Genomic DNA, 16376 nt, shown 5'->3' on the forward strand with positions numbered 1-16376 from the left:
TTCGTCCATGGCCGCACCTTCCGCACTTGACACCCTGATCGACCTGGCCCAGCGCGACACCGACGCCGCGGCCAAGCGCCTGGGCGCGGCGCTGCAGGCGGCCGAGGAAACCGAACAGAAGCTGGCCATGCTGATGAACTACCGCGAGGACTACGCGAAAAAGCTCGAGGCGGCGCAGATGGCCGGCATCACGCCGCTGGCGTATCACAACTTCGTCGCCTTCATGGGCAAGCTCGATAACGCGATCAATGGCCAGCGCGAAGTCGTCAAGCACGCGCACCACAAGAGCGCGGTCGAAAAGGCGGCGTGGCAGGCCAGCGAGCGCAAGCGCCTTTCCTACCGCACCCTGTCCGAGCGCGCGGCGGCCGAAACGCTGCGCGTCGAGAACAAGCGCGACCAGAAGGCGATGGACGAACACGCAGCGCGCCAGGCCTATTACAAACGTTGACCCGTTCAACGGCAACCGAAACGACCATGCAGACCACGACTCTCCCGATCCAGGTATCGACCCCAAGCCCGGCGCCGCAGCGCGCGAACGCGGCGCCGCAGGCCGATGCCGCGCAGTTCTCGCAGGCGCTGACGCGCGAAATGGCGCAGCGCCAGGACAGTCCCGCGCCCGCCGCTCCCAGCCAGCAAGCGGCGAAGCCGCAGGCCGCGCCGGCATCGGCGGCAGCCCCTGCCGCCCCGCCAGCCAAAGCGGAGAGCGCGAAAGCGGACGACGCCAGGCCGGCCAGCGCCAGCAAGGATGCGGTGGCCGACGAGGCGCAGGATGACGCAGCCGATGCCGCGGCCGTCACCCCGGTGGCCGACCTGATCGCGCTGGTCGCCAGCTTCAACCAAGCCCCCGCGGCAAGCGCGCCAGCCGCCGACCCGGTGGCCGCCGAAGCGGCGGTGGCCGCGGCGGCAGGCGGCACGGGCAAGCAGCTCAAGGCCGACCTGGAGCCGGCCGCCGGCAAGGCCGCGCCGGCCGTTGGCGCCGACGAAGGCAAGGATGCGCTTGCCGCCATCGAAGGCGCCGCGCGCTTTTCGGTGAAGGAACTGGCCGGCGCCGCGGAAAAGGCGACCGGGCCGCAGGCTGCGGCATCGGCCCGCCCTGCCCCGGCCGCCGGCACGAAGGATCTCGCCCACACCGCTGCGCCCAAGGCGGACCTGGGCGACGCCGTGGCGGCGCCGGCCAATGCGAAAGCCGAAGCGGCGCCGGCGCCGGCGCCGCTGCATGCCGAGCCGGCGCCGCTGCACGCCCGCGAGGCCGAGGTGGCTGCCATCAAGGAACCGGCGCCGGCCGCGGCCGCCCCGCTCGCCGCCCCGCTGCAGCAGGCGTCGCTGGCGGTCGCGGAGGCCGTGAACGGCGTGCCAGCCGACCGCATCGCGGCGCGCGTGGGCACGCCGGGCTGGGACAACCAGGTCGGCCAGAAGATCATCTGGATGGTGGCCGGCAAGGAGCAAAGCGCGACCCTGACGCTCAACCCGCCTGACATGGGGCCGATGCAGGTGGTGCTGAACGTGCACAACGACCAGGCCAGCGTGACGTTCAGCGCGGCCCAGCCGGAGGTGCGCCAGGCGCTGGAAAACGCGATGCCGAAGCTGCGCGAGATGATGAGCGAGTCGGGCATCGCGCTGGGCAACGCGAGCGTGGACGCGGGCACGCCGGAGCAGCGCCAGGCGCAGCAAGGCGAGCAGCCGCGCGGCCACGGCGCGGGTGGCCGCTTTGGCAACGCCGGCGCGATCGAGACGCCGGTGCTTGCGCCACGCGCGGCGCGATCGGGCGGCGGCGCCGGCCTGGTGGACACCTTCGCGTAAACCGCAGGTACGACAGCGGTTTTTTGTTGCCGCATGCCATGAGGTAGCCGCGGTTATTCCCTCTTTTCAACGCATCTCGCCGCTCATTTATTCCCGATAATGACATAATGACGGCGTAATCCAACCATAGACGGCACCAGGGGTATCTTGAAAGCGAACGCAAAAATGAAGGCTGATCCAAAGGCAGAGGCAGCTCCCGCGGCGAAAGGCTCGAACAAACTGATCATTATCATCGTGCTGGCGCTGGTCGTTCTGGCCGGCGGCGGTGGCGCGGCCTGGTTCTTCATGCAGCCGAAAGCGGCTGGGCCGGCGCACAAGGAAGCCGCCAAGGCCGGCCCGCCGGAATATGTGGCCATCGACCAGTTCGTGGTCAACCTGCAGCCGGAGAACGGCGACCAATACCTGCAAGTGGCGTTCACGCTGCAGGTGCCGACCCAGAAGGACGGCGAAGAGATCAAGGCCAACATGGCCAAGGTGCGCAGCCGCGTGCTGCTGCTGTTGTCGGGCAAGAAAGCCTCGGAGATCGCGACGGTCGAAGGCAAGCACCAGCTCGCCAAGGAAATCATCGCGAGCCTGAACCAGCCGTTCGTCGACAAGGGCGAGCCGCAGCAGGTGAGCGATGTGTTGTTTACCGCATTTATCATCCAGTAACGGACCATGGCCGATAATTTCCTCTCCCAGGAAGAAGTCGATGCCCTCCTCAAGGGGGTCAACGGCGACCAGGACGACGCCGCGGCGCCGGAAGAGACCTCGGGAGTCCGCACCTACAACCTGGCGACCCAGGAGCGGATCGTGCGCGGCCGGATGCCGACGCTCGAGATCATCAACGAGCGTTTCGCGCGCCTGCTGCGGGTCGGCCTGTTCAACTTCCTGCGCCGCAGCGCCGAGGTGTCGGTCGGGTCGGTGCGCGTGTCCAAGTACAGCGAATTCATCCGCAACCTGGTGGTGCCGACCAACCTGAACCTGGTGCACATGAAGCCGCTTCGCGGCACCGCGCTGATGGTGTTCGACCCGGGCCTGGTGTTCCTGCTGGTGGACAACCTGTTCGGCGGCGATGGCCGCTTCCACACCCGCGTCGAGGGCCGCGACTTTACCCAGACCGAGCAGCGCATCATCATGCGCATCCTCGACATTGTGTTCGAGGCCTACACCAAGTCGTGGGAGCCGGTGTTCCCGGTCGAGTTCGAATACATCCGCTCCGAGATGAACACCCAGTTCGCCAACATCGCCACGCCCAACGAGGTGGTGGTGTCGTCGACCTTCACGGTGGAACTGGGCTCGGTGTCGGGCCAGATCCACTTCTGCATGCCGTATTCGATGATCGAGCCGATCCGCGACGCCCTGACCTCGAGCCTGCAGGGCGAGGCGCTGGAAGTGGACAAGCGCTGGATCCGCCTGATGACGCAGCAGATCCAGGTCGCCGAGGTCGAGCTGGTCGCCACGCTGGGCACCGCCAAGGCTTCGTTCGACGACATCCTCAACATGAAGGTGGGCGACATCATCCCCCTGTCCGTGCCGGAGCAGATCCAGGCCACCGTGGACGGCGTGCCGGTGATGGACTGCACCTACGGCGTGCTTAACGGGCAATACGCGCTGAAGGTCGAGAAGCTGCTCGCCAATTCGGAAACCAAATAATTTCACGGCGGCGCCGGGCGCCGCAGATTGCACCACAGGAGAAGCAACATGGCCGATAATCAAGACGACCAAAGCATGGACGACGATTGGGGCGCGGCGATCGCCGAGCAGGCGCGCGCGGAAGCGGCGGCGCTGCAGAACCAGGCCGCCAGCGCGGCCGTGTTCAAGGACTTTTCCGGCAAGGCGACCAAGACCGACACCCCGAACGACATCGACTTCATCCTCGACATCCCGGTGCAGCTGACGGTCGAACTGGGCCGCACCAAGATCGCCATCAAGAACCTGCTGCAGCTGGCGCAGGGCTCGGTGGTCGAGCTCGACGGCCTGGCCGGCGAGCCGATGGACGTGCTGGTCAACGGCTGCCTGATCGCCCAGGGCGAGGTGGTGGTGGTCAACGACAAGTTCGGCATTCGCCTAACCGACATCATCACGCCGTCGGAACGGATCCGCAAACTCAATAAATGATGGCGCGCTTCCTGCTCGCCCTCACCCTGGCCGCCTGCCTCGCGGGCGGCGCGGCCGAGGCGCAATATGGGGTCAGGTCCGCCGGACCTGACCCCGCCGTTGTCGCCGCCCCAAGCGCCGTCGCGACAGGTCAGCCGAGTGCCGGCCGCGGCGATGGGGCCCCGATCGCGACAAAAAATGGGGTCAGGTCCGCAGGACCAGCCCCCTCCCCCGCCGGCCCCACCGCCGCCGGCAGCCTGCTGCAAACCATCTCCGCCCTGTGCTTGGTGCTTGGCCTGCTGGCCGTGCTGGCCTGGTTCCTGAAACGCTACGGCCCCAAGGCCGCCGCCGGTTCGGCCAACGTGCGCCTGGTGGGCGCGCTGAACCTGGGCGGGCGCGAGCGCATCATGGTGGTTGAAGTGGGCGACCAGTGGATCGTGGTGGGCGCCTCGCCCGGCCGCGTCAACGCGCTGGCCACGATGCCAAAGCGCGAAGGCGCCGAGAGCGCCGCCCTGCTGCACCCGCACCAGCCGCCGGCGTCCAGCTTCTCCGACTGGCTCAAACAGACGATCGACAAACGTAATGCGAAATAAGAAACTCCTGCTGGCGCTGGCCGCCCTCGCCATGCCGGCCTTTGCGCTGGCCGCCCAGGGCATCCCGGCCTTCACCAGCGCGCCAGCGCCGGGCGGCGGCACCGCCTACTCGCTGCCGGTGCAGACCCTGATCCTGATGACGGCGCTGACCTTCCTGCCGGCGGCGCTGCTGATGATGACCGGCTTCACCCGCATCATCATCGTGCTCGGCCTGCTGCGCCAGGCGCTGGGAACGCAGTCGGCGCCGCCCAACCAGGTGATGGTGGGCCTGGCGCTGTTCCTGACCTTCTTCGTGATGGGCCCGACCTTCGACAAGATCTACACCGAGGCCTACCTGCCGCTGCAGGAAAACAAAATCCAGATGGCCGAGGCAATGCAGAAAGGCGTGGAACCGCTGAAAGCCTTCATGACCAAGCAGACGCGCCAGGCCGACCTGGCGCTGTTCGTCAAGATCTCGCGCTCGCCGGCGCTGCAGGGCCCCGAGGACATCCCGCTGCGCGTGCTGATTCCGGCATTCGTCACCAGCGAACTGAAAACCGCGTTCCAGATCGGCTTCGCGATCTTCATCCCCTTCCTGATCATCGACATGGTGGTCGCGTCGGTGCTGATGTCGATGGGGATGATGATGATGTCGCCGGCGGTGATCTCGCTGCCGTTCAAGCTGATGCTGTTCGTGCTGGTGGACGGCTGGCAGCTGCTGCTTGGCTCGCTTTCGCAGAGCTTCTACTAGGGGGCCGGCGATGACTCCCGAAACCGTCATGACGATGGGCCGAAACGCGATGGAAGTGACGCTGATGGTGGCCGCGCCGATGCTGCTGGTGGCGCTGATCGTCGGCCTGGTGGTGTCCATCTTCCAGGCCGCCACCCAGATCAACGAAGCGACGCTGTCCTTCATCCCCAAGCTGATCGGCATTTTCGTCGCGCTGGTGGTGGCCGGCCCGTGGATGCTGGCCGTCATGCTCGACTACATGCGCCAGGTGTTTACCGGCATACCCGGCCTGATCGGTTAGCGCCCATGCTCACGCTGACCAGCGCTGAGATGAACACCTGGATCGCGGCGCTGCTGTGGCCACTGACGCGCATCCTCGGCCTGATCGCCTCCGCTCCCCTGTTCGGCAATGCCGCGGTGCCGGTGTCGATCAAGGCCGTGCTGGGCATCCTGCTGGCCATGATCATCGCGCCGGCGATCCCTGCCCTGCCGGCGGCCGACCCGATGTCGCTGGCCGGCTTCCTGATCCTGCTGCGCGAGCTGATGATCGGCCTGGCGATGGGCATCGTGATGCGCATCGTGTTCGCCGCCATCGAAATGGCGGGCGAAGTGGCGAGCATGACGATGGGCCTGGGCTTTGCCAGCTTCTTCGACCCGCTCACCGCGGGCCGCTCCTCGGCGGTCAGCCAGTTCCTGGTGCTGGTGGCGACCATGGTGTTCATGGCCGCCAACGCGCACCTGGTGCTGCTGCAGGCGCTGGCGGAGAGCTTCATCACGATGCCGGTGTCGGCCGCGCCGATTGCCGGCGGCGGCCCGCTGGAACTGGCGCGCTGGGGCGCGCGCATCTTCTCGGCCGGATTGCAACTGTCGCTGCCGATCGTCGCCGCCCTCCTGATTACTAACATCGCGCTGGGCATCCTGACGCGCGCGGCGCCGCAGCTGAACCTGTTCGCGCTGGGCTTCCCGATTACGCTGGGGGTGGGCCTGCTGCTGCTTAGCCTGTCCCTGCCCTACCTGAACACGCCGATCCAGAACCTGTTCAACCAGGGGATCGAAGCGGCGCGCCTGCTGCCGCGGGCCGCAGGCGCGCGCACACCGGCAGCGCCGGCGCCGGCCGCGCCGTGAAGTTGGGGTCTGGTCCTGCGGACCTGACCCCGTTTTTGTCGCGGCAGCGGAACTGATCGCCGCCGTGCTCAGGGCCGCGGACCAAAGCTAGGATCAGGTCCGCAGGACCAGACCCCGGTGCTGCACGCGGTGCGGTTTAGCCGATGAAGTTGAACAGTCACAGCCTTGATGCAGCGCTGAGAAAGTCCTCCCCGGTCGCGCCGCGAAGCGCCAAAACCGGCCTACTTCGACTCGATCACCGTGCGCCGCTCCAGGTCCACAGCGTAGCGATGCCCATCCTCGTTGGTGATGAAGAGAGTCTTTCCGTCGCCACTGAGACTGAGCTGCTTGATGAAAATATCCTGCACGTCAGCTTCAAGGTCGCTGGAATAGCAGACATCGTAGACCTTCAGTACCCATTTTCGCTGACCGCTGGCGCCGTCGACGGCAGCGATGTAGCCGCTGTTCTGGTCCACCTGGCCGTCGCTCTTTTCGAACTGCACCTCGCTATAACGGGTGCCGTCGGGGCCAACGGCCTCCACAACGGGGGGCGCTTTGCGTTTGTCTTGTGCCATGCTTTTTTTCCCTGAACTTTGCGCTGGACAGGCGGCCCAGCCTGACGTGGTACCAGCGGACACCACTGCAATCCCGACTGCGAACCAGTGCGCCTTCATCAACTCCCCCAGCCTGTCGTTCCTAACCGCGGAAATTGCAGGATCGGGGGTCTGGTTCTGCGAACCAGACCGCATGTCGAACATCGCGACGCCCCCGGCCCTGCTGCGGCCGCTCGCGACCAAAAAAAATGGGGTCAGGTCCGCAGGACCAGACCCCGGTGCTGCACGCGGTGCGACTTAGCCGATGAAGTTGAACAGCGACAGGCTTGAGACCGACTTGAACGTCTTCTGCGCCGCTTCGAGCGTGGCCTGCTGCTGGGTGAACTGCGAGATCGCCTGCACCAAGTCCAGGTCCTGCAAGCCCGACAGCGTGGCCGCGTACTGGATGTCGGCGTCGCTGCCGATGGTGTCAAGCGTGTCGAGCTCCTTCATGCGCGCGCCCACCGACGAACGCACCGCCAGCACATTGTCGAGGCCCAGGCTGAGGTTGTTGATCGCGGCCGACATGCCGTCGGTCATGGCTTTCTTGTCGCTGTCGGTCACGGCCGGCCCGCGCAGCGTGTCGATCATCTTGCCCAGCGTGGTAAACAGCGATTGCCGGTCGCTCGGCTTGACGGTGAATTCGTCGCTGTCGGCGGGGATGCCCGACACGTCGAACTGCATGCCGGCGACATTGATCGGCGCCCCCGGCTTGTACGGCGCGCTGGCCACCACCTGGGTCGGCGGATTAGTGGTCTGGTCGGTGATGGTGTAGCTGGTGTTGGTGCCCGCCACCGTGAATTCGATATTGTAGGAATGCCCGGTGAGCTGGGACGGATCGGTCACCATGCCGCCCGAAATGACGCCGCTGCCGGCGTTGCCGTTGACCGGCGCGGTGGTGAAGCTGCCGTTGCCGGTCGGGATGCCGTTGAACACGGCGCTGCCGGGATCGTTCATGCCGACCTTGCGCGATGACGCCACCTGCAGCTGCACCTGGCCCTGGTCGCCCATGTAATCGACGCCGTTGCTGGACTTGACGAACGGCTGCGTGGTGGAGGCATAGCCGGAAAACACGTAGCCGCCATTGCCGTCCGAACTGTTGGCCAGCGCGACCAGGTCGTCGAGCCGCCCTTGCAGCTCATTGGCGTAGGTGGCGCGGTCGCTGGGCGAATTGCTGCCGTTGGCGGCCGCCACCGCGATGCCCTGCACGTCCTGGATCAGCGACTGCACGCCGGTCAGCGCCACTTCTTCCTGCGACAGCGAGGAACGCGCGTTGGCGCGGTTGGTCGCGAACTGGGCGTTGATCGATTTCGACTGGCTCACCTCGACGGCGCGCGCCGATGCGATCGGATCGTCCGCCGCGCTGAGCATGCGCTTGTTCGTGGCCAGCTGCTGCTGGGTGCGCGCTAGCTGGCTCTGCAAGGTGCCGAGCTGGCTGGTGGACTGGGCATAGATCGTGTTGGTGCTGATACGCATGGGAATCCTTGATTATCGTCCGAGCGACAGCAGCGTGTCGAACAGGGTGCTGGCGATCTGCATCACCTTGCCGGCCGCCTGGTAAGCCTGCTGGTACTTGAGCAGGTTGGCCGCCTCTTCGTCCAGGTTGACGCCCGACACGCTCTGCTGGACGCTGGTGGCCTGCGCCAGCATCGCCGCGCTCGCTTCGCCGTTGACCTGCACTTCGCGCGCCTTGTTGCCGACCGTGCTGACGATCTGGGCAAACGCGCTCTGGTAGGTGGCGCTGCCGTTGTCGATAATGGGCTTCGATTGCAGCTGGCCCATCGCCAGCAGGTTGCGGTTGTCGGCGCCGCCCGGCGGCGTGCGGCCGACCGTGAACTTGTCCTGGTCCACCGGCTTGCCGTTGAACGACACGGTGGCGCCGTTGAAGGTGTAGCTGGCGCCGTCGGTGAACGGGATCGTGTCGGTGCCGGCCAGATACGGCGTGGTCACGCCCGCGACGGTGACGTTGACCGTGGCGCCGTTCGGAAATCCGCTCAGCTCGCCCGTGGCCGCTTCGAACTTCAGCGTGGCCGGCGGGAACACGCCGGTGAAGCTGGCGTCCACCGTGCCTTCGCTGACCTTCGCCGCGCCCCTGTTGCCGGCCGCAACGTTGGCCAGCACGGGGCCGGCGGCAGCGATGTCGGCGATGCTCTTCGCCGCCACCGCGAACTGGTGCGCGCCGTTGGCGGTCGGCCGCACCACGAAGGCGTCGCCGGCAACCTGCTGGCCCGAAATCGAAAACGACAGGCCGTCGATGACCGCGGTCTGCGGGCCAGGCTGGGTATAGGCCGGCAAGGTGACCGGCGGCTTGTTCGGGTCGGCCAGGGTCTTGACCGTGAAGGCGCCCTGCACTTGGTCGTAGGAGACCAGGTAATCGCTGGTGGTCAGCTGGCTCGGGTCCACCAGGGTCGCGGTCACCGTGCTCGGATTCGCCGCGTCGGGCGGCATGGTGTTCTTGTTGATGCCGGCCGCGGGTGGCGCCGGCGCGAACAGGTCGCCGCCCATCTTGCCCGAGGCATCCTGGCCGAGCCGGTTCTGCGCGTTGAAGGTGGCGGCGAGCGTCATCGCCACGCGCCCCAGCGCATTTTGCGCCGGGTCGAGCGTGTTGCTGCGGAAGTCGAGCAGGCCGCCCAGTTCGCCGCCCGACAGCGAGGCGTCGGACAGGATGGTGGTCTTCGAGCCGTTGAGGTAGCCCACTTCGACCCGCGACGGGTCGGTCGGCGATACCGTGGCCGCCAGCTGGAAGGCCTTGCTGCCCACCACCAGCGGCTGGCCGGCGCCGATCGACACGGTCACCGTGTTGTTGTCGCCCTTCATCGCCGTGGCCTTGACTTGCTTGTTCAGGTCCAGCACCAGCTGGTCGCGCGCGTCGAGCAGGTCGTTGGGCGCGTTGCCGGTGGCGTTGGACAGCGTGCTGATCTGGTCGTTGAGCTTGGCGATCTGGCTGGCGTAGGAATTGATCAGCGTGACGTTCGAGGTGACCTGGCTGTTGACGCCATCGCGGATGTCCTGCATCTGCCCGTTCAGGCCCTGGAAGCGCGCGGCCAGCGTCTCGGCGGCGGACAGGAAGGCCTGGCGCGACGGCGTCGAGGCGGCATTGGCGCTGACGTCCTGCACCGCCTTGAAGAAATCCTGCATCGACGGCGCCAGGCCGGTGGTGCTGTCGGCGATCAGGTTGTCGACCTGGCTGGCCTGGGCGTTGTAGGCGTTGAGCGCGCTGGTGGCCGACTGGGCGTTGCGCACCTGGACGTTCAAGAACTCGTCGGAAAAGCGCTTGATCTCGGCGACCTGGGTGCCGCTGCCGACGAAACCGTAGCCCATGTCCTGCGCGGTGGTGGTCGATTGCACCACGGTCTGGCGGCTGTAGCCGGTGACGTTGGCGTTGGCGATGTTGTGGCCGGTCGTGGCAAGGCCCGCCTGCGCGGCGTACAGTCCGGTCTTGCCAATATTGAGGAGGTTTCCAGCCATGATCGTTGCTTCTTTCTATGCTGCGTTATCTACTCTACGGCAGGCTGCGCGAAAACTTGACTTGACGATTCATCAAGCCAGCGAATGCGTGATGATGCGGCTGAGCTTGGCGGCGTAGTGCGGGTCGGTCGCGTAGCCGGCTTTCTGCAGGCCGTGGGCGAACTTCGACGCGTCGCCGGCGCTGGCGAGCACCTTCTCGTAGCGGGGATTGTCGGACAACAGTTTCGCGTAATCCTTGAAGCTGTCGGCGTAGGAATCGTAGGCGCGGAATTTTTCCACCCGGGTCTGCGGCACGCCGTTGACGTACTCGGTGGTGACCGCGTTGACAACCTTGCCTTTCCAGCCAGGGCCGGCCTTGATGCCGAACAGGTTGTGGCTGGCGCTGCCGTCGGCATTCCTGATTTCGCGCTTGCCCCAGCCCGACTCCAGCGCGGCCTGGCCCAGCATGAACTTGGCCGGGATGCCGGTCGCCTTGCTGGCCGCTTCCGCGTCCGCGCCCAGCTTTTCCTGGAACGAGCGGATGTGCGCCGGCTGGTTCTTGGACGACACGCTGGCCACCGGCGCCGCGGCCTTCGCCGGCGCGGCGGCGTCTGCGGGAATCGCCAGCGCGGCCGGCTGCGCGCCCTGCTCGCCGCCGATCGCCAGCGCCTGCGCGTTTGCCGCGTTGGCGCCCAGCTGGCGCACCAGCACGTCGGCCAGCCCGACGCCGCGCTTGGCCAGGTTCTGGCTCATCTGCTGGTCGAGCATGGTGGTGAAGGTCTTGGTCTGCTGGTTGTCGAGCATGCCGTCCTGCGGCGTCGCGTCGCGCATGCTCTTCATCATCATGTTGATGAACATTGCCTCGAACTGGGTCGCGGCCTGCTTCAACGCCTCGGGCGAACCGGTCTTGGCCGACTGCTTCAGGCCCGCCACACCGTTGGCGTCGAAAGCGAGCTTGGACGTGAGGTCGTTGGTCTGGATGGCCATGGCGTCAGATGATCTCGAGTTCGGCGTGCAGCGAGCCGGCGGCCTTGAGCGCCTGCAGGATCGCCAGCAGGTCTTGCGGCGAGGCGCCGATCGCGTTCATCGCCTTGACCACTTCGGCCAGGTTGGCGCCGCCCTTGACCAGCACCACCTTGCCCAGATCCTTCTTCACTTCGACCTGGGCCGACTGGGACACCACGGTCTTGCCCTTCGACAGCGCGTTCGGCTGGCTCACCTGCGGCTCGGACGAAATCGTCACCGACAGGTTGCCGTGCGAGATGGCGCACTGCTCCAGCGTCACGGCCTGGTTCATCACCACCGAGCCGGTGCGCGCGTTCATGATCACCTTCGCGGCGGACACGGCCGGCGAGACGTCGAGGCCTTCGAGGATGCCGAGGAAAGCGACGCGCTGGTCCGATGACGACGGCGTCATCACGCGGATCACGCGGCCGTCGAGCGCGGTGGCGATGCCGGGGCCGAAGTGGTTGTTGACCGCCTCGACCACGCGGCTGGCGGTAAGGAAGTCGGTGGTGTTCAGTTCCAGCTTGATCTGGTTGCCGGCGCCCAGGCTGTTGGGCACCGCGCGCTCCACGGTGGCGCCGCCGGAAATCTTGCCCACCGACAGATGGTTGACCTGCACCTGCGAGCCGCCGGCCGACGCGCCGACGCCGCCCACCAGCACGTTACCCTGGGCCATTGCGTACACTTGGTTGTCGGCGCCTTGCAGCGGCGTCATCACCAGCGTGCCGCCGCGCAGGCTCTTGGCGTTGCCGATCGACGACACCGTGATGTCGATGGTCTGCCCCGGCTGGGCGAAGGCCGGCAGCGAGGCCGTGACCATCACCGCGGCGACGTTCTTCAGTTGCAGGCTGGTGCCGGCCGGCAGGTTGACGCCCTTCTGCTGCAGCATCGCGACGATCGACTGCACGGTGAACGGGGTCTGGGTGGTCTGGTCGCCGGTGCCGTCGAGACCGACGACGATGCCGTAGCCGGACAACTGGTTCTGGCGCACGCCGCCGATGGAAGCGAGGTCCTTCAGGCGCTCGGCCTGGGCCGCGGGCGCGAGCAGCAATGCCGCGCACAGGGCGATGAGTGGTGTGGAGAAGCGCATCGTCATCCCGATCAGAATGGCAGCAGCGACTGGAAGAAGCGCGAGGCCATCGCGGTCATCTCGGCGCGGTCGATCTGGCTGTTGGTGCGGTACTCGACGCGCGCGTCGGCCACCTGGGTGGACGACACCACGTTGCCCGACTGGATGGAATCCGGGTTGATCATGCCGGAGAAGCGGATGAACTCGACGCCCTTGTTCATCGCGATCTGCTTCTCGCCGGCGACGATCAGGTTGCCGTTGGCCAGCACTTCGGTCACGGTCACGCCCATCGTGCCGGAGAACGTGTTGCTGGCGCTCTGGTTGTCGCCGTCGGCAAACTTGGTGGCGCCGTTGGCGGCCACGGTGGCGCCGAGGCGGCCCTGGGCGATGCCGGGCGCGGCGAAGCTGACCGAGCCGCTCTTGTTGCCCGAGCTGGCGCCGGCCTTGACGGCGGCGGTCTTCTCGGTGATCTGAATGGTGAGGATGTCGCCGATGTGGCGCGCGCGGCGGTCTTCGAACATCGGACGGTAGGTCGATGCCTGGAAGATCGCGCCGTCGGTGGGCGGCACGGCGTCGGCCAGCGCCGGGCGGGTGCTGGTCGGGCCCTTGACGATCGAGGTCGGGGTGGTCGAGCAGCCGGCCAGCGCCAGCATGCCGAGGAAAGCGAGCTTTTTCATAATTGGGACAGTTTCTGCAGCATCTGGTCGGACGTCGTGATCGCCTTGCTGTTGATCTCGTAGGCGCGCTGGGTCTGGATCATGTTGACCATTTCCTCGACGATGTTCACGTTCGAGGTTTCGACATAGCCTTGCATCAGCACGCCGGCGCCGTTGGTGCCGGGGGTGTTGGTATTCGGGCTGCCGGAGGCGCCCGTCTCGACGTACAGGTTCTCGCCCTTCGACTCCAGGCCGGCCGGGTTGACGAAGGTGGTCAGCTGCAGCGTGCCGATCTGGGTCGGCGTGTTGGAGCCGGGCACGGTCACCGACACGGTGCCGTCGCGCCCGACCGTCAGCGACTGCGCGTTGGGCGGCACGGTAATGGCAGGCTGCACGACGAAGCCCGAGGCGGTGACCAGCTGGCCGTTGGCGTCGCTCTGGAACGAGCCGTCGCGGGTGTAGGCAGCGGTGCCGTCGGGCAGCAGCACGGAAAAGAAGCCCGAGCCGTTGACCATCACGTCCTTCGAATTGCCGGTGGACTGGGGATTGCCCTGGGTGAAGATGCGCTCGGTGGCGACCGCGTGCACGCCGGTGCCGATCTGCAGGCCGGACGGCAGGTTGGTCTGCTGCGACGACTGAGCGCCGGGCTGGCGCACGTTCTGGTACAGCAGGTCCTCGAACACGGCGCGCGAACGCTTGAAGCCGTTGGTGCTGACGTTGGCCAGGTTATTGGTGATGACGTCAAGGTTGGTCTGCTGCGCTTCCAGACCGGTCTTGGCGATGAACAGGGAACGAATCATTTGCTTCTCCACTAACGAGGCCGGCGAATACCGCCATGCACACGATCATTATGGAGTCAGCGCCGTCAACCCAAAGCGAGGATCTGGGTTGCTTTCGTGGCGTTATTCTCGGCGTTCTTCAACAGGCTCATTTGGGTCTCGAAAGAACGTGCCAAAGAGATCATGTTGACCATCGAATCGACCGGGCTGACGTTGCTGCCCTCGAGCGTGCCGCCCGCCACGGCCACCAGCGGATCGGCCGGCGCGGCCTTGCCGTCTTTTAAGCGGAACAGGCCGTCGTCGCCGCGCACCAGGTCGGCCTCCGGCGGGTTGACCAGCTTCAGGCGCCCCAGCACGGTCGCCGCGCCCGGCTTGGTGCTGGTGGCAATGGTCGAAATGGTGCCGTCGCCGCCGACGGTCACCGTCACTTCGGGCGGCACCGAGATGGTGCCGCCGTCGCCGGCCACCGGGTTGCCGCCGGGGCCGGTCAAGAGCCCGTTCTCGTTCATCTGGAGCGCGCCGTTGCGGGTGTAGGCTTCGCTGCCGTCGGGCATCTGCAGGGCGATCCAGCCCTTGCCCTTGATGGCCACGTCGAGGTCGCGCCCGGTGGCCTGCAGCGGGCCGGACGAGAAGTCGGCGCCGACGGTCGCATCGACCACGAAGGCGCGGGTCGGCAGCGTGCCGCCCTGCACCTGCACCGCGCGGAACGAATCGATCTGGGCGCGAAAGCCGGTGGTGCTGACGTTGGCCAGGTTGTGCGAGGTCGTCGCCTGCTGTTCCAGGATGTGCTTGGCGCCGCTGGCGGCGGTGTAGATGAGACGGTCCATGGTGGCAATGCCGATCAGTTGGGGTGGGAATTCGCGCTATTTGCAGCATCGGGGTCTGGTCCTGCGGACCTGACCCCATCTTGTTTTCCGTCGTCGGAATTCTGACAATGGGGTCAGGTCCGCAGGACCAGACCCCGGGGCGCTCATTAACGCAGGTTGACCAGCGTCTGCAGCACCGAGTCCTGGGTCTTGATGGTCTGCGCATTGGCCTGGTACACGCGCTGCGCCGTGATCATGTTGACCAGTTCGGCCGTCAGGTCGACGTTCGAGTTCTCCACCGCCGACGACTGCAGCACGCCCAGGCTGCCCGAGGTCGGCGCGCCGATCAGCGGCACGCCCGAGTTCGACGTTTCGGCCCAGGCGTTGTTGCCCAGCGGCGACAGTCCGTTCGGGTTGGCGAAGTTCGCGAGCACGATCTGGCCCAGCGCCTGCGACTGGCCGTTGCTGTACTGGCCGAGGATGGTGCCGTCGCCGCTGGCCGAGAAGCGCTGCAGGTGGCCGGCGGTGTAACCGTCCTGGCTCGAACGCTTTTCGCTGGTGGCCGCGCCGTACTGGGTCGAGCCGGTGAAGTTGAGCGTGACCGGCAGCGTCGCCGCGGCGCCGGTCGGCGGGAAGATCGGCAGGCTGACCGACATCGGCGCGGTCGAAGCCGACAGCGTGCCCTTGGCGTCGAACAGCAGCGTGCCCACCTTGGTCGGCTGCAAATTGACGGCGGCGGCGATGTCGTGGTCCACATCTTCCGGCGTGTTGCCCAGCACCTGGCCCGACAGCGTGGCGGCGGTGTTGATCGCGGCCACCTGCGCGGGGCTGGCGTTGCCGATCGCCGGATCGGCGGCGGCCGCGGCGACCATCGCGCCGGCCGCACTGGCGTAGGTCACCAGCGCGGCGGCGATCGCGTTCGCGTCCGGCGGCACCGCCTGCGCAGCGGCGCGCCAGGTGGCGCGCGCGGTGTTGACCGCATCAAACGCCGGCGACGCCGTGCCTTGGGCGGCGGCGCCCACTTTCAGGTTGTTCACTTCGGTGCCGTCGTTGGCGACGTACACGTCCCACTTGCCGGCGTCGGTGCGGACAAAGTAGGAGCTCATCACGTGCGGATTGCCCAGCGTGTCGTACACGTCGATCGGGATCTGCTTGTTGTAGGTGTTCGGGTCGTTGGCGTCGAACGGCGTCTTGGCCGGATTCAGCGAACCGGAGTCGAGGTTCAGCTCGGTTTCGATCTTGCTGGTCGGCACAGGCTTGAGGTCGGCCGTGTTGATCTGTACCGGCACGGGCGAGCCGGCCAGGATGGTGCCGTTCGGGCCGGTGGCGTAGCCGGTCAGCTTGGCGCCCTGGGCGTTGACCATGTAGCCGTCCTTGTCGAGCGAGAACTGGCCGTTGCGCGAATACTGGGTGGCGCCGCCGACGGTGGTGCGGAAGAAGCCGGCGCCGTTGATGGCGATGTCGAGCGGGTTGTTGGACGATTCGATATTGCCTTGCGAGAAAGTCTGGGCGATCTGCGAGACCTTGGTGCCGATGCCGGCCTGGTTGCCGCCGGCGCCGTTGAGCGAGTTCGCGTACACGTCGGCGAACTGGGCTTGCGAACCCTTGAAGCCGACCGTGCTCGAGTTGGCGATGTTGTTGCCGATGACGTCGAGCGATTTGGCAGCGCCGTTCAAGCCGCTAAGTCCCTGTTGAAAAGACATGGTGTTCTCCTGGTAAAAGTTTGGTCGCGGTCC

18 protein-coding genes are annotated in these 16376 nt (G+C 66.6%); 9 read left to right on the top strand and 9 right to left on the bottom strand.

Annotation, left to right across the window (positions count from 1 at the left end):
• The first annotated feature begins 7 nt into the window (after window positions 1-7).
• The 9 genes from fliJ (at window position 8) to fliR (ending at window position 6306) form a co-directional block, all read left to right on the top strand.
• Window positions 8-448, top strand: coding sequence for a flagellar export protein FliJ (gene fliJ, locus Q4S45_RS14695; RefSeq protein ID WP_305505429.1), 441 nt, complete (start codon window positions 8-10; stop codon window positions 446-448).
• Window positions 449-474: 26 nt separating this feature from the next.
• On the top strand, window positions 475-1800 hold the full coding sequence (locus Q4S45_RS14700) for a flagellar hook-length control protein FliK (RefSeq protein WP_305505431.1): 1326 nt from the start codon (window positions 475-477) through the stop codon (window positions 1798-1800).
• 165 nt (window positions 1801-1965) lie between these two features.
• Entirely contained in the window at window positions 1966-2451 is a 486-nt protein-coding gene (gene fliL, locus Q4S45_RS14705; protein WP_305505433.1) for a flagellar basal body-associated protein FliL, read from the top strand.
• Between the two features lie 6 nt (window positions 2452-2457).
• Complete coding sequence (fliM, locus tag Q4S45_RS14710) at window positions 2458-3435, top strand: flagellar motor switch protein FliM (RefSeq protein WP_305505435.1); 978 nt, start codon at window positions 2458-2460, stop codon at window positions 3433-3435.
• A 48-nt stretch (window positions 3436-3483) separates the two neighbouring features.
• Window positions 3484-3900, top strand: coding sequence for a flagellar motor switch protein FliN (gene fliN / locus Q4S45_RS14715; protein WP_305505437.1), 417 nt, complete (start codon window positions 3484-3486; stop codon window positions 3898-3900).
• Between the two features lie 266 nt (window positions 3901-4166).
• Window positions 4167-4472 carry a flagellar biosynthetic protein FliO gene (gene fliO / locus Q4S45_RS14720; RefSeq protein WP_305505439.1) on the top strand — a complete coding sequence of 102 codons (306 nt, stop codon included), beginning with the start codon at window positions 4167-4169 and terminating at the stop codon, window positions 4470-4472.
• Window positions 4462-5202: a flagellar type III secretion system pore protein FliP gene (gene fliP / locus Q4S45_RS14725; protein ID WP_305505441.1), complete on the top strand. Its 741-nt coding sequence runs from the start codon at window positions 4462-4464 to the stop codon at window positions 5200-5202. The genes fliO and fliP overlap by 11 nt, the downstream gene beginning before the upstream one ends.
• A gap of 10 nt (window positions 5203-5212) precedes the next feature.
• Window positions 5213-5482 (top strand): flagellar biosynthesis protein FliQ, encoded by a 270-nt coding sequence (gene fliQ, locus Q4S45_RS14730; RefSeq protein WP_305505443.1) that lies wholly within the window; start codon window positions 5213-5215, stop codon window positions 5480-5482.
• Window positions 5483-5487: 5 nt separating this feature from the next.
• Complete coding sequence (fliR, locus tag Q4S45_RS14735; protein WP_305505445.1) at window positions 5488-6306, top strand: flagellar biosynthetic protein FliR; 819 nt, start codon at window positions 5488-5490, stop codon at window positions 6304-6306.
• Between the two features lie 221 nt (window positions 6307-6527).
• Here fliR and Q4S45_RS14740 read toward each other — a convergent pair whose 3' ends face one another.
• The 9 genes from Q4S45_RS14740 to Q4S45_RS14780 form a co-directional block, all read right to left on the bottom strand.
• Entirely contained in the window at window positions 6528-6860 is a 333-nt protein-coding gene (locus Q4S45_RS14740; RefSeq protein WP_305505447.1) for a hypothetical protein, read from the bottom strand.
• A gap of 276 nt (window positions 6861-7136) precedes the next feature.
• Entirely contained in the window at window positions 7137-8354 is a 1218-nt protein-coding gene (flgL, locus tag Q4S45_RS14745) for a flagellar hook-associated protein FlgL (protein WP_305505449.1), read from the bottom strand.
• Window positions 8355-8366: 12 nt separating this feature from the next.
• Window positions 8367-10346, bottom strand: a complete 1980-nt coding sequence (gene flgK / locus Q4S45_RS14750; RefSeq protein ID WP_305505451.1) for a flagellar hook-associated protein FlgK — start codon at window positions 10344-10346, stop codon at window positions 8367-8369.
• Between the two features lie 72 nt (window positions 10347-10418).
• On the bottom strand, window positions 10419-11312 hold the full coding sequence (gene flgJ, locus Q4S45_RS14755; protein WP_305505453.1) for a flagellar assembly peptidoglycan hydrolase FlgJ: 894 nt from the start codon (window positions 11310-11312) through the stop codon (window positions 10419-10421).
• A 4-nt stretch (window positions 11313-11316) separates the two neighbouring features.
• On the bottom strand, window positions 11317-12426 hold the full coding sequence (locus Q4S45_RS14760; protein WP_374046041.1) for a flagellar basal body P-ring protein FlgI: 1110 nt from the start codon (window positions 12424-12426) through the stop codon (window positions 11317-11319).
• 5 nt (window positions 12427-12431) lie between these two features.
• The gene (locus Q4S45_RS14765) at window positions 12432-13076 is read right to left on the bottom strand and encodes a flagellar basal body L-ring protein FlgH (protein WP_305505457.1); all 645 of its coding nucleotides are present in this window, start codon (window positions 13074-13076) and stop codon (window positions 12432-12434) included.
• Entirely contained in the window at window positions 13073-13855 is a 783-nt protein-coding gene (gene flgG / locus Q4S45_RS14770) for a flagellar basal-body rod protein FlgG (RefSeq protein ID WP_305505459.1), read from the bottom strand. The genes Q4S45_RS14765 and flgG overlap by 4 nt, the downstream gene beginning before the upstream one ends.
• A 65-nt stretch (window positions 13856-13920) precedes the next feature.
• Window positions 13921-14661, bottom strand: coding sequence for a flagellar basal-body rod protein FlgF (gene flgF, locus Q4S45_RS14775; protein WP_305505461.1), 741 nt, complete (start codon window positions 14659-14661; stop codon window positions 13921-13923).
• Between the two features lie 146 nt (window positions 14662-14807).
• Complete coding sequence (locus Q4S45_RS14780) at window positions 14808-16343, bottom strand: flagellar hook protein FlgE (RefSeq protein WP_305505463.1); 1536 nt, start codon at window positions 16341-16343, stop codon at window positions 14808-14810.
• Between the last annotated feature and the right edge of the window lie 33 nt (window positions 16344-16376).

This window comes from Massilia sp. R2A-15, from assembly GCF_030704305.1.
Lineage (GTDB): Bacteria > Pseudomonadota > Gammaproteobacteria > Burkholderiales > Burkholderiaceae_D > JAFCUW01.

Excerpts from the sequence above, each read along its gene's own strand:
- fliJ (WP_305505429.1), top strand. The coding sequence starts at position 8 with ATGGCCGCACCTTCCGCACTTGACACCCTGATCGACCTGGCCCAGCGC.
- Q4S45_RS14700 (WP_305505431.1), top strand. The coding sequence starts at position 475 with ATGCAGACCACGACTCTCCCGATCCAGGTATCGACCCCAAGCCCGGCG.
- fliL (WP_305505433.1), top strand. The coding sequence starts at position 1,966 with ATGAAGGCTGATCCAAAGGCAGAGGCAGCTCCCGCGGCGAAAGGCTCG.
- fliM (WP_305505435.1), top strand. The coding sequence starts at position 2,458 with ATGGCCGATAATTTCCTCTCCCAGGAAGAAGTCGATGCCCTCCTCAAG.
- fliN (WP_305505437.1), top strand. The coding sequence starts at position 3,484 with ATGGCCGATAATCAAGACGACCAAAGCATGGACGACGATTGGGGCGCG.
- fliP (WP_305505441.1), top strand. The coding sequence starts at position 4,462 with ATGCGAAATAAGAAACTCCTGCTGGCGCTGGCCGCCCTCGCCATGCCG.
- fliQ (WP_305505443.1), top strand. The coding sequence starts at position 5,213 with ATGACTCCCGAAACCGTCATGACGATGGGCCGAAACGCGATGGAAGTG.
- fliR (WP_305505445.1), top strand. The coding sequence starts at position 5,488 with ATGCTCACGCTGACCAGCGCTGAGATGAACACCTGGATCGCGGCGCTG.
- Q4S45_RS14740 (WP_305505447.1), bottom strand. The coding sequence starts at position 6,860 with ATGGCACAAGACAAACGCAAAGCGCCCCCCGTTGTGGAGGCCGTTGGC.
- flgL (WP_305505449.1), bottom strand. The coding sequence starts at position 8,354 with ATGCGTATCAGCACCAACACGATCTATGCCCAGTCCACCAGCCAGCTC.
- flgK (WP_305505451.1), bottom strand. The coding sequence starts at position 10,346 with ATGGCTGGAAACCTCCTCAATATTGGCAAGACCGGACTGTACGCCGCG.
- flgJ (WP_305505453.1), bottom strand. The coding sequence starts at position 11,312 with ATGGCCATCCAGACCAACGACCTCACGTCCAAGCTCGCTTTCGACGCC.
- Q4S45_RS14760 (WP_374046041.1), bottom strand. The coding sequence starts at position 12,426 with ATGACGATGCGCTTCTCCACACCACTCATCGCCCTGTGCGCGGCATTG.
- Q4S45_RS14765 (WP_305505457.1), bottom strand. The coding sequence starts at position 13,076 with ATGAAAAAGCTCGCTTTCCTCGGCATGCTGGCGCTGGCCGGCTGCTCG.
- flgG (WP_305505459.1), bottom strand. The coding sequence starts at position 13,855 with ATGATTCGTTCCCTGTTCATCGCCAAGACCGGTCTGGAAGCGCAGCAG.
- flgF (WP_305505461.1), bottom strand. The coding sequence starts at position 14,661 with ATGGACCGTCTCATCTACACCGCCGCCAGCGGCGCCAAGCACATCCTG.
- Q4S45_RS14780 (WP_305505463.1), bottom strand. The coding sequence starts at position 16,343 with ATGTCTTTTCAACAGGGACTTAGCGGCTTGAACGGCGCTGCCAAATCG.